We start from the raw sequence: 12,568 nt of genomic DNA on the forward strand, positions 1-12,568 counted from the left end.
CTTATTTATCTCAATTATAGAGTGGGCATAAAATACCATATTTATACGTTTTGTATCTTTTAAGAATCAATTTAAACCATCATAAAAAATTTTTTATATAGTTTATTCCTCTTTCTGCTGCAACTTCACCATCAGGTACCGGCAAATATTCAAAAGCAATTGCACCTTTGTAATCTATATATTTTAATGCTTCTACTATTTCTTTAAAATTAATATGACCCGACCCTGGATATTTTCTGTTGCTATCTGAAAAATGGATATGCCCCAATTTTCCCTTTGCTAAAATTATTGCATCTTTAAAATCTTTTTCTTCAATATTCATGTGAAAGGTGTCTAAATGTACCTTTAAAAATTTCGACCCTATTTTTTCTATTATTTCAAGGGCTTCCTCTAAATTATTTATAAAATTGGTTTCATATCTGTTAAGAGGTTCAATGACAAGTTCAACATTATATTTTTCTGCATTTTCTAAGCATTTTTTAAAACAATCTATTGCAAAGCTTTTATACATTTCAAAATTTTCTATGTCAGGTATAATACCTCGAATAGATCCTATTATTACTTTTGCATTTAATATTTTTGCAGCTTTTATATGACCATTTATTCTTTCTACTGCCTTTTCTCTAATTTCTTTTTCAGGATTTGTAAAACTTAGTTTATCCTTTACATAAACAAGCCCTGTTCCTAATGTTGTGACTGTCATTTTATTTTCATTTAAAGATTCAATAATTTTTTCTACGTTCAATAAAGACGCATCTTCAATATGTATTTCGATTGCATCATAACCAAAATGCTTAGCCTTTTTAATATTTTTCGTAATATCCCCTCTTAAAAGAACTGGGAAATTTAATCCTACATTTTCTGCAATTGAAAGGCTTATTCTCATATGAACACCGCCTTATCTTACAATTTTAATCGGTTTCCCTTCTTCTATTGATTTTTTAGCCGCGAGGCCTATGATTACAGGTTCCAGTCCATCTAGTCCGGTCACCGGTGTGTCCTTATCATTAACAATTGCTTCTATAAATGCTCTCATTTCTTCTATATACGCATCTTTATACCTTTCAATGAAGAAATATTTGGGTTTTTCCGAAATTATCCCTTCGGAGGAATTATATACTACATTTGTCAAAGTTTCATTTCCGGCAATCAGGCAACCTTTATTTCCAAATACTTCTATCCTTTGATCATACCCATAGACAGATTTTCTGCTGTTATCTATAACTCCTAAGGCTCCGTTTTTAAACTTTAAAGTAATTACGACAGTATCGACATCACCGGCTTCACCAATTTTCTTATCTACTAAAACATTTCCTAAAGCAAATACCTCTTCTACTTCGCTGGATGTCAAAAACCTTGCCATATCAAAATCGTGAATAGTCATATCAAGGAATATCCCGCCAGATACTTTTATATACTCGATAGGTGGTGGTTCGGGGTCTCTGGAAGTAATTTTTAATATATGTATATCCCCAATTTTACCTTGTTGAATCATCTCCTTAATTTTTCTAAAATTATGATCGAACCTTCGTTGGAAGCCTATTTGCAACTTTACACCAGAATTTTCTACTTCCGTCAATGCTGTTTTAATTTTCTCCAAATCAAAATCTATAGGTTTTTCGCAAAATATATGTTTCTTTTCTTGGGCAGCTTCAATTATAAACTGGCAGTGGGTATCAGTAGAAGAACAAATAAGCACAGCATCTATCCCTTTATCTTCCATTATTGCCCTGCGATCGTCGTATATTTTTTCAATTCCCAAATTTTTAGCCCAATCATAAATTTTATCCGCAAATACATCCGCAACCGCTTTAATTTCAGCTACATCATTAAAATATCTTTTAATATTTTCTGCGTGCATCTTTCCGATTCTACCTGCTCCCAAAAGCCCCAGTTTAATCTTTGCCATTATGATTCCTCCTTTACTTTTAATTTAAGACCTTCGCCCTTTTCAGGCGAAGGTCTTTTTTAAATTATAACTTATGAAATACGCCAATTAATGGTAATTCATACACGGACTTCCATCCCGGGCTTAATGGCTCTTTCAAGAAGGGCTCCATTTCTTTTTCTGTTCTAAGCGTTACTTTTTCTACCGGCGGAACTGTACCAGGCGGGAAAGCCTCAAGTATTTGATCAATTACTAAGGTCAAATACGTCAATATTGCTGCAATTGGACGTTTTGCCTTCCTTGGGTCGGCAAGGCTTGGTTTACCCACTACGCCTTGGGGCGTTGCAGCTCTTTCTATAGCCATATGACCTTCGCCTTCCGACCAGCGGCTGGGTCTACCAAAAGGATCTACCGATTTATCAAAATGTCCATCGGGTAAAAAGCTCTCTGGTTCTGCATCTTCTACAACGCTCATGTCAATCATTTCAGGAAATAAAAGTAGAGCAACTGAAGTTTCTGCTTCATCCGCATGAACAAAATGAGTTTCTAAACTATCGGGCCTATTTGTTGGATAGAAAAATTCTCTTACTGCCCTATGCCAATCTATTACCCTGAAAATTCCAGGTAGCTGGAATCTCTTCATAAACTCTTGAATTGCGGATTCCAGCATCCATAAATGGCCATGATTGTTTATTAAAATTATCTTTCTAAATCCATCATTCCATAAACCTAACATTGTATATATAAGAGTTTCCTCAACTACTTCTTTTGGCATAACGACTGTTCCAGGCATACCTAAATGATGATAGGGATGTCCCCCATAATTCAGTGGAGGAAATGCGAGGCTAACTTCTCTTCCCTGCTTCGCAGTAAACCGCCTTACTCCTTCAAGAATCTGTGTTACCATAAAAGTATCAAGGCCGCTATTGGCATGCATACCGTGATTTTCCGTACAGCCAATCGGTACCAATACAATATCATTTTTCTTTCTCTTTTCAATTACCTTAGCCCTTGGTGTATTTTGAATATAGCATCCAGCTTTACCCAGTTCGGAGGGAGAAGGTATTTCGTATTCTTTCAATATTGCATCAATTTCCTCTTCCGATGCATCCCAAATCCTCTTTTTGAGTCTTCCAACCTCATTATCTTCAAAAATAATTGCAGGATTATCTGTTAATATCCATTTTTTGTCCTTTGGTTTTTCCACTTTTTTTGCCTCCTTTATTTTAATGAGATTAATCCATCACACAAGTGACTTTGCATTCAGTTCTATCCGTCTGAAGTTTAATAATATGCTCCGGAACTTCGTCTAACTTAATCTTTTTAGTAATTATCGGGGTCATATCCATGCCTGCAGCCATGCTCTCGATAACTCTCGGGAATGTACCGTGACCAGAATGTCCCTGAGCACCTATTATCCTTGCCCTTCTTACCTGCAATACTTCACCGGTTACAGGAATTTTAGCATCTGCCCTTGCAACTATCACCACTGTAGAGTTTAATGTCCTTCCCTCCCAAATAGTTTTTTCTATTTGAGGATATACAATCTGTGGCAATCCTGTAGCTTCTAAGTAAAGGCTTGCTCCGTAACCGTCAGTTATGCGCAGTACTTCTTCGGTAAAATCTACCTTTGTTGGGTCTATTATATAATCCGCCCCTAATTTCTTGCCAAGCTCTGCCCTTGAAGGTGATGGTTCTGATAATATTACTCTTGCAGCACCATGGCGTTTTAATATAGCTACCGCTGCAAGTCCTATTGGGCCACCTCCGCAAATAACAACATTATCTCCAGGCCTAATCCCTCCACCTCTTTCTATAACCGCATTGTAAGCAACAGAAGTGGGTTCTACCAAGCTGCCTGCAAGGAACATTTTTTCTTCTCCATAGCGTTCCCTAAGAGGCTCTAAGCTCCACAGATATTTTGCAGGAAGAACGATATACTTTGCAAAAGCACCATTGACATTGAAACCAATTTCATTTAATCTTTCGCAATGATTAGGATAACCATCCGAACAAGGTTGACACTCTCCGCACCAAAGCATTTCTTCTGCACATACAGGTTCTCCACCTTTAAAAGGTTTATTTGTCCTCTTATCGTAAGCTCCGGGGCCTGCTTCTACAACCACACCAGAAAGTTCATGTCCTAAAATGCAGGGAAAACCTGTCAATCCAGGATATAAAATATATCCTTCTTCATCCGCTTGAGCCATATGTACATCGCTTCCACATATACCGCAAGCTTTTACTTCAATTAAAACCTCCCCTGGACCGGGTTTGGGAACATCATATTCTCTGATTTCAAGCCTCGGATTCCTCCAAACACGGCTTCCTAAATAAGTCTGCCTCCCTTCAATATCTTTTGAACCAAGTTTGAAACCAGGCCTTGGATCCCAATCAGCGATTAGTGTAACCGCTTTCATCTTTGACATTAAAAAAACCCCCTTTTAATTTTTGAATTAATCCTTATTTTTATTGATTCTAAAATAAATTGGATAAACTTCTTTTATAATTAGTTATCAAAAAGTTTTACAAATCGAATTAAAATTAATTTATCATTTTACTTTTGCCTCAGCTCTTCTTCTTAATACATCAATATATACAGCTCCAATTATCACTGCTCCTATAGCAACAGTTTGCCATTCTGCTGAAACACCTAATAAATTTAAGCCATTTCTAAGAACTGCCATTATCATTGCACCTATTAAAGTTCCCCAAACCGTGCCAATACCACCCATAAAACTTGCACCACCAATAATTACTGCTGCAATTGCATCCAATTCATAACTTAAACCCGCTAAAGGATAAGCTGCATTTACTCTGCCAACTAAAACTACCCCTCCTAAAGATGCCATTAAACCACTTAATGTGTAAACAATAATTAATATTTTTTCAACATTAATTCCGGACAACCTCGCAGCTTCTGGATTTCCTCCAACCGCATATATATATCTTCCTGTTGGAGTTTTAGTCAAAAATATATGGTAAATTATATATACAACTATTACTAAAATAAAACTTACAGGTATCATCCCAATAAAAGCAGCTCCAAAATATTGTATAGATTTAGGAAAACCAGAAATAGGTGTTGCTTTTGTAATTATTAAAGCTAATCCCCTGGCTATATTCATCATCCCCAGGGTAGAAATGAAGGGATGCGGCAAATGTAGTTTTGTCAACATAATCCCATTTAAAAATCCTAAAAAAGCTCCTATTCCTAAACATACTATTATACCTATAATTGGATTAAAATTATAATTCTTAACTAATATTGCCATTATAACTGTAGATAATGCTAATACAGAACCAACAGATAAATCTATACCTCCTGTTAGAATAGCTAATAACATTCCTACAGCAATTAAACTATTAATTGCAGATTGTCTTGCAATATTCATTATATTTTCTATTCTTAAAAAATATGGTGATAAAATTGATAATACAATACATAATAATATCAATCCTGCGAGTGCACCTGCTGAAGATAATATATTTTTTATATTCAAATTAGTTTTTTCTAAGTTGTTTTTTATTTCTATTTTTACAAACAATTTAGATTCCTCCTTAAATAACTCCTGTTGCCGCTTTCATTATGATTTCCTGATTTGCCTCATTTTTCATGAACTGACCAGTAATTTTCCCTTCATGAATTACTAATATTCGATCACTCATTCCTAAAATCTCAGGAAGCTCAGATGATATCATAATAACACATGCTCCTTGTTTTACTAATTCATTCATAATGTTGTAAACTTCTACTTTTGCACCAACATCAATTCCTCTTGTAGGTTCATCAAAAATAAATATTTTAGCATTTCTACATAACCATTTTGCAATTACTACTTTTTGTTGATTTCCCCCACTTAATTCTCTAACAATTTTTTTCATTGTAGGAGTTCTAATATTTAATTTGTTAACTAATTCATTAGCTTTTAAATTCATTTTTTTATAATCTAATAGGATTTTTCGTTGGAATTTTTTTAAAGAGCTTAAAGTTATATTATCTAAAACATTTTGGATTAATACTAACCCTTGGTTTTTTCTATCTTCTGTTATTAAAGCTATACCTTTATTCATTGCATCAATTGGACTCTTTATTCTACATTCTTCACCAAAAATAAATATTTTCCCAGAATCAATAGGATCCGCTCCAAAAATTGCCCGAGCTATTTCTGTTCTTCCAGCACCTACAAGACCTGATATTCCTAAAATTTCACCACAATAAGCACTAAAGGTTATATTTTCAAATACTCCTTTGCGTGTCAAATTTTCTACTCTTAATGCTTCATTTTTTCTAATGGTATTTATTTTAGGATATTGCTGTTCAAGAGTTCTACCAACCATATATTTTATTAAATCATTTTTATTAGTTTCTTTTGTATTTAAGGTAATTATCCTGTTTCCATCTCTCATTACAGTTACCCTATCACAGATAGTAAAAATTTCTTCTAATCTGTGAGATATATAAATAATTGAAATCCCTTTACTTTTTAATTTAAAAATCACTTTAAATAGTTCATCAGTTTCCTTATTACTTAAACATGCAGTAGGTTCATCTAAAATTATTATATTAGCATTTGTTGATAATATCTTTGCTATTTCAACCATTTGTTGTTGCCCAATACCTAATTTGTTTACTGTTATATTGGGATCAATATCTTGGCCCAATTCTTTTAAAATTTTTTGTGCTTCTTCTTTTGTTTTCTTCCAATTAATAAAACTTACTAATTTACCTTCACTTTTTATTTCTTTCCCCAAATAAATATTTTCCGCTACTGTAAGAAAAGGTTGTAGGTTTAATTCTTGATATATAGCTGCTATTCCTAAATTAATTGCATCTCTTGGATTGTTAATATTCACTTCTCTACCATTTAAAAAAATTTGACCTTCATCTTTTTGGTAAGCTCCTGTTAATATTTTTATTAGAGTAGACTTTCCAGCTCCATTTTCACCCAAAAGCCCATGAACTTCACCTTTTTTTAATTCAAAATCTACAGAATTTAAAGCTTTTACACCAGGAAAATTTTTTGTAATTTTTTTCATACTAAGGACTATATTCTGTTCCATATAATATACCTCCATATTCTTCTGGTGAGGTTTAAAAACCTCACCAGAAGAATGAAGAAATTCATATACAGAAAGTTTATTATTTAATTTATTTTGTTGATTATTTACCTAAAATTTCATTAAGTTTTTTCTGCTCTTGTTCAACATTTTCCTTGGAAATTATGTAAGTTCCAGTATCAATTCTCTTATCCACAGCTTCTTTTTTTACCGCCTTAACTGCAGCTTCAACACCTTTATAGCCTATATTATAAGGGCTTTGTGCTACAGAAGCAGTAAGTTCTCCAGCTGCAATTGATTTTAAGGCATCTGGTGAGCCATCAAAACCCACCACAACTATATTTTTATTTGCAGCCTGAATAGCTCTTACAGCACCTAAAGCCATTTCATCATTCGTAGCAAAAACTCCTTGAATATCTGGATGAGCTTGTAGCATATTTTCCATAACTGTCATTCCTAAGCCTCTTTCACTATTAGCAGGTTGAACATCTAAAATTTCCAATCCTTGGGCTTTTAATACTTCAATAGCACCATTAGCTCTTTCATCATGTGTAGGATCACCCATTGCACCTCTAATTATTACAACTTTTCCACCTTTACCTAATTTTTGAGCTAAAAATTCTCCCGCTAACTTACCACCATTAAAGTTACCAGTTCCAACAAAACTTACTTTATCCTGCCAATTTGCATCAGTATCAATCAAAACCACAGGAATTCCTGCCTGTTTTGCCTTATCAAAAAATGGAATAGCTGAAGGTGGCTGAGAAGGTGCAACCGCTAATGCAGAGACCTTCTTTGTAATTTGATCTTCAATCATCGCTACTTGTTCAGATACAGCAGTTTCTGCAGAAGGTCCTAGCACTACAACATCAACTCCTAAATCTTTACCAGCTGCCTTAGCACCAGCCTCAACAATTTTCCAATAATCACTATTTAATGCTTTTACAATAACTGCTATTTTAATTGATTGATTAGAGGGCTGGGATTGTTGTTGCTGCTTTGCCGTATTTCCACAACCAGCAAAAAATGAAACTGTAAAAATAAAAATTAGAATCAGACTCAAAAGTTTTAAAATTATTTTTTTCACGAAATTAGCCCCCTTTTCATTTTTTATTTAAATTAAAAATAGCAAAATATTTTATCATTCCTCCTTTCATTACATTTTAATATCATATATAATCCGTCGACTTCCTTATTACTAAATTGACATCAAAAACTACCTTTTCCCCGGCTGTTCTTTCATTTTTTATCCTTTTTATCAACATTTCAGCAGCAAGATATCCCATTTTTTTCATTTGTTGACTAATAGTAGTTAATGGTGGATCCACTAATTCGGCTAGCATTGTATTATCATAGCCTACAACAGAAATATCCTGAGGTACTTTCAAACCCAAGGATTTTGCAGCTTTAATTACGCCTATCGCTGTTAAATCATTGGCAGCAAAAAAAGCTGTAGGTTTAATTTTGCCCGTGAGAATTTCCAAAGCTTTTTTATAACCAAAATCTACTTTAAAATCACCGTATCCAACTAATTCTGGATAAATTTTTAAATTAGCTTCGTGTATGGCCTTTAAATAACCTTTTTCCCTTTCCAAATTTACCTTAACCCTTGGAGGTCCTAACAAACAGGCAATTTTTTGATGTCCTAAATCAATTAAATGCTTGGTAGCTAAATACCCCCCCTTCTCATTATCTGAAACCACCGCATCAAAATTACAACCTTCACATTCTATATCTCTACCCAATAGTATCATAGGAACATTGGATTTAATCATTTTTAAAACAATCTCATCATTATAGTAAGCAGTAGAAATTATATAACCATCAATACTTTTTTGTTTTAGGAGTTTAATGTAAGTAACTTCTTTATCTATGCTGTTATCTGTATTACAAATAATTAAATTAAATCCAAAATCATTACATGCATCTTCAACACCTCTTGTAAGCTCCGCAAAAAAAGGGTTAGAAATATCTGGTACTACTATTCCTAAAGTTTTTGTTGATTTTTTTGTTAATGCAGAAGCAATTACATTCGGAGAAAAATTTAATTCTTCGATTGCTTTCATGACCCTTTCACGAGTTTTTGCTGAAACTAAAGAACTATTATTTAACACTCTTGAAACGGTAGCAATTGAAACATTTGCTTTTCGCGCCACATCATAAATAGTTACTGGCATTAAAGCACCATCCTTATTATTTTTTAAATATTGTTGTTTGATTGTATATAATTTTTTTTCTTAATAAATTTTTTTGTAAGAAAATTGTAAGCGGTTACAATTTATCATTAAAAAAAGTTCCTAATTATTAATATAACTTTATGAAAGGGGTTTCATTTTTTTAAATAATCTATTTATACACAAATATAATTATTCTTCATATTTTTAAAAATTCCTGCTTAAAAAATTAAATTAAAAATAATTTTTTTTATTAATTATTTTATCAAATATTTAACCCTATTTTATAAAAAAACCCTTGAAGAAAAAATTATTATTTCCTCAAGGGGCAATTCAAACTATATTTTTAATCTTTCTTCCAAATATTCCTTTACCTTGCTGATTTCTATTCTGTCCTGAAGCATGGTGTCCCTATCCCTTACAGTGACTTTATTGTCGTTTAAGCTTTCATAATCCACCGTGATGCAGTAAGGAGTTCCAATTTCATCCTGTCTTCTATATCTTTTCCCGATACTCCCGGCATTATCATATTCTACGGTGAAGGACTTCTTCAAATCATGGTAAATTTTTCTCGCCAGCTCTTCTAAAGGTTCCTTTTTAAATAAAGGCAGCACGGCGCATTTTACGGGAGCCATGACTGGATTTAACCCCAGGACTACCCTGGTTTCTCCCTCAACTTCTTCTTCTCTATAAGCATCGCATAGTATAGCAAGCATGGCTCTATCCACACCTAAGGAAGGTTCTATGACATAGGGAATTATATGTTTTTGTTCTTCCTGATCAAAATAGGTTAAAGCTTTACCTGAATACTCCATGTGCCTTGATAAATCAAAATCGGTTCTGTTAGCTACGCCCCATAACTCACCCCAGCCGAAGGGGAAATTATACTCTAAATCCGTGGTAGCCTTTGAATAATGAGATAATTCTTCGGGTGAATGATCTCTAAGCCTTAAATTTTCTTTTTTAACCCCGATCGATGTAAAAAATTCCATGGTGAAATTTCTCCAGTAATCAAACCACTCCATATCCTCTCCCGGCTTTACGAAAAATTCTAATTCCATTTGTTCAAATTCCCTTGTTCTGAAAATGAAATTGCCTGGAGTTATTTCATTTCTAAAAGCCTTCCCTATCTGGGCAATTCCAAAGGGAAGCTTAACCCTGCAGGTATCCACTATATTCTTAAAATTTACAAATATCCCTTGAGCTGTTTCCGGTCTTAAATACACGATAGAGCTTGAATCTTCGGTAACCCCCTGGTAAGTCTTAAACATAAGGTTAAATACCCTTGCATCGGTCCAATCTACCGCACCGCATACCGGACATTTTACCTTGTTATCATGTACAATTTCAGACAATTCTTTTACACTTTTGCCCTCTACATGAAGCCCTAAGGTCTCTTCTATAAGATGGTCAGCCCTAAACCTGGACTTACAATTTTTACAATCAATCAGGGCATCGTTAAACCCAGCTACATGCCCCGAAGCTTCCCATACCTTAGGATGCATTAAAATAGCGCTGTCAAGTCCAACCACATCGTCCCTTTCATGGACAACTTTCTTCCACCAATACCTTTTTATGTTCTGCTTCAATTCTGCTCCGTAAGGTCCATAATCCCAGGTATTTGCAAGTCCTCCGTAAATCTCCGAACCCTGATAGACAAATCCTCTCCTTTTACATAATGATACTATTTTGTTCATTAATTTTTCTCCGGTATCAGCCATACTAAACTCCTTTCCATTAATTTTTAGAATAAAAAAATTAAACCCCAAGACCTTAAAAGGCCTAGGGGTCCTTTCCGGACGGTTCCACCCTAGTTGCAGGTTATCACCTGCCACTTTAAAAAGCTAATAAATTATATTTATTACTTAGTTTCTTTAATCACCTCAGCTGCCACATGCCTTTTTTACCGCGAAGCTTCCACCATCCTTCGCTCGCTTTTGGCAGGGAAAAGGCACTTTACTGAGGCCAAAATAAATTTTATTATATTATAGCATGAAGTAGATTTTTTAGCAATGTTTAACATGTGTTTTGTGTTTTTCTAATAATCTAATGTTAATATTTCCTCTATACTACCCTGTTTTATTATTTTCCCGCTTTCTAAAATTATGCCCCTATCAGCAAGAACCGATATTTCCTTCTTTTCATGGCTTACGAAAAAAGCAGTCATTGATGTGGATTTTAATATTTCCGTGAGCTCCATTAGCAAATCGCCTTTACTGGGCTCGTCTAAATTAGCAAAGGGTTCATCCAAAAAAATTATTTCCGGCTCTAAAGCAAAGGCTCTGGCTATGCTCACCCTTTTAGCCTCACCACCTGATAATACCCTGGCCCATCTTTTTTCTAAATGACTTACTTTTAATTTTTCCATCCAGAACCTGGCCTTTTTTTCCGCAGTTTTTGAATCAACTCCCCTGATTTTTAGACCCAAAAGAATATTTTCTTTTACAGTAGTATTAAGTAATAAAGGCTCCTGAAAGACCACCGCCATTTTTCTTCTTATTTTTATTATTTCCTTTTGCCTCACTTTCTCTCCATTGTAAAAAATCTCACCTCTATGCGGATTTTGCAGAAGCGTCAACACTCTTATAAGAGTACTTTTCCCTGCCCCATTCGGACCAATACAGGCAAAAACGCTTCCCTCAGGAATTTTTATTTCGTTTATGTTTAAAATTACCTTATCTCTGGATTTTACCTGAATATTATAACCTTCAATTATATTCATCTTTAAGACCTCCGCTGCTGTATAAAAGTAAGCCAAAAAGTCGCTAAATAGGATAAAGTCATTAATATTATACTTAAAGCAAGTGCCGTCTCAAAGTTTCCTTTGCTGGTTTCCATAACAATAGCTGTTGTCAGAACCCGGGTATAGCCTTCAATATTTCCCCCTACCATCATGGAAGCTCCAACCTCTGATATAGCCCCTCCAAACCCGGCTATAATTGCAGCCATTAGAGAATACCGTGCTTCCTTAGCCATAAGGTACATCAACTGAAACGGGGTTGCTCCGAGAGACATAATTTGCCACTTCAGTTTATGGTCTAATTGCTGGAAGGCAGCAGTGGCAAGGGATAACACTATAGGTGTGGAAATAAGGGTTTGCGCTATTATTAATGCAGCAGGAGTGTAAATTAGCCTTAAAATTCCCAGAGGACCGCTTCGCCACAATAATAGGCTAACCCATAACCCTACTACCGTTGGCGGTAGGCTCATCCCCAAATTTACAAAACTTATTACAGCCTTTTTCCCCGGAAAATCCTTCAGAGCTAATAACATAGCGATGGGAAAAGCAATAATTACGCTTATTAATGTGGCAGTTAAAGAAACTTTCAGGGAAAAAAAGGCTATACCGTAGACCTCTTTATTGAAGGAAAATAGCATTATTAATCCCTTTTTTAAACCCTCTAAGATTGTATTCATAAAAATTCCCTCTAATTTTCTAAATTAA

Annotated in this window: 11 protein-coding genes; all 11 read right to left on the reverse strand. The window is 34.4% G+C overall.

Annotated features, from left to right (window positions below; all coding sequences use genetic code 11):
- Positions 1–79: 79 nt before the first annotated feature.
- Positions 80–886 carry a TIM barrel protein gene (locus tag ACPLOV_RS05920; RefSeq protein WP_424910805.1) on the reverse strand — a complete coding sequence of 269 codons (807 nt, stop codon included), beginning with the start codon at positions 884–886 and terminating at the stop codon, positions 80–82.
- Between the two features lie 12 nt (positions 887–898).
- Positions 899–1,909, reverse strand: coding sequence for an inositol 2-dehydrogenase (iolG, locus tag ACPLOV_RS05925; protein ID WP_424910806.1), 1,011 nt, complete (start codon positions 1,907–1,909; stop codon positions 899–901).
- A gap of 64 nt (positions 1,910–1,973) precedes the next feature.
- Positions 1,974–3,095: a 3-dehydro-scyllo-inosose hydrolase gene (gene iolN, locus ACPLOV_RS05930; protein WP_424910807.1), complete on the reverse strand. Its 1,122-nt coding sequence runs from the start codon at positions 3,093–3,095 to the stop codon at positions 1,974–1,976.
- Between the two features lie 28 nt (positions 3,096–3,123).
- A complete protein-coding gene (gene iolM, locus ACPLOV_RS05935) occupies positions 3,124–4,308 on the reverse strand; it encodes a scyllo-inosose 3-dehydrogenase (protein WP_424909948.1) in 1,185 nt (394 codons plus the stop codon).
- 132 nt (positions 4,309–4,440) lie between these two features.
- On the reverse strand, positions 4,441–5,418 hold the full coding sequence (locus ACPLOV_RS05940; RefSeq protein ID WP_424910811.1) for an ABC transporter permease: 978 nt from the start codon (positions 5,416–5,418) through the stop codon (positions 4,441–4,443).
- A 31-nt stretch (positions 5,419–5,449) separates the two neighbouring features.
- Positions 5,450–6,952, reverse strand: a complete 1,503-nt coding sequence (locus ACPLOV_RS05945; RefSeq protein ID WP_424910808.1) for a sugar ABC transporter ATP-binding protein — start codon at positions 6,950–6,952, stop codon at positions 5,450–5,452.
- A gap of 100 nt (positions 6,953–7,052) precedes the next feature.
- Entirely contained in the window at positions 7,053–8,024 is a 972-nt protein-coding gene (locus ACPLOV_RS05950) for a sugar ABC transporter substrate-binding protein (RefSeq protein WP_424910812.1), read from the reverse strand.
- A 94-nt stretch (positions 8,025–8,118) separates the two neighbouring features.
- Positions 8,119–9,126 carry a LacI family DNA-binding transcriptional regulator gene (locus ACPLOV_RS05955; RefSeq protein WP_424910809.1) on the reverse strand — a complete coding sequence of 336 codons (1,008 nt, stop codon included), beginning with the start codon at positions 9,124–9,126 and terminating at the stop codon, positions 8,119–8,121.
- Positions 9,127–9,461: 335 nt separating this feature from the next.
- A complete protein-coding gene (locus tag ACPLOV_RS05960) occupies positions 9,462–10,844 on the reverse strand; it encodes a glycine--tRNA ligase (protein ID WP_424910810.1) in 1,383 nt (460 codons plus the stop codon).
- A gap of 317 nt (positions 10,845–11,161) precedes the next feature.
- Positions 11,162–11,845 (reverse strand): energy-coupling factor ABC transporter ATP-binding protein, encoded by a 684-nt coding sequence (locus ACPLOV_RS05965; RefSeq protein WP_424909952.1) that lies wholly within the window; start codon positions 11,843–11,845, stop codon positions 11,162–11,164.
- Positions 11,846–11,847: 2 nt separating this feature from the next.
- On the reverse strand, positions 11,848–12,540 hold the full coding sequence (locus ACPLOV_RS05970) for an ABC transporter permease (protein ID WP_424909951.1): 693 nt from the start codon (positions 12,538–12,540) through the stop codon (positions 11,848–11,850).
- Between the last annotated feature and the right edge of the window lie 28 nt (positions 12,541–12,568).

Origin of the sequence: Thermovenabulum sp. (assembly GCF_049723235.1) — a bacterium.
GTDB lineage: Bacteria > Bacillota > Thermosediminibacteria > Thermosediminibacterales > Thermosediminibacteraceae > Thermovenabulum.

Bases quoted from the DNA above. Each gene is read 5' to 3' on its own strand.
- ACPLOV_RS05920 (WP_424910805.1), bottom strand. From the start codon at position 886: ATGAGAATAAGCCTTTCAATTGCAGAAAATGTAGGATTAAATTTCCCA.
- iolG (WP_424910806.1), bottom strand. From the start codon at position 1,909: ATGGCAAAGATTAAACTGGGGCTTTTGGGAGCAGGTAGAATCGGAAAG.
- iolM (WP_424909948.1), bottom strand. From the start codon at position 4,308: ATGAAAGCGGTTACACTAATCGCTGATTGGGATCCAAGGCCTGGTTTC.
- ACPLOV_RS05945 (WP_424910808.1), bottom strand. From the start codon at position 6,952: ATGGAACAGAATATAGTCCTTAGTATGAAAAAAATTACAAAAAATTTT.
- ACPLOV_RS05955 (WP_424910809.1), bottom strand. From the start codon at position 9,126: ATGCCAGTAACTATTTATGATGTGGCGCGAAAAGCAAATGTTTCAATT.
- ACPLOV_RS05960 (WP_424910810.1), bottom strand. From the start codon at position 10,844: ATGGCTGATACCGGAGAAAAATTAATGAACAAAATAGTATCATTATGT.
- ACPLOV_RS05965 (WP_424909952.1), bottom strand. From the start codon at position 11,845: ATGAATATAATTGAAGGTTATAATATTCAGGTAAAATCCAGAGATAAG.
- ACPLOV_RS05970 (WP_424909951.1), bottom strand. From the start codon at position 12,540: ATGAATACAATCTTAGAGGGTTTAAAAAAGGGATTAATAATGCTATTT.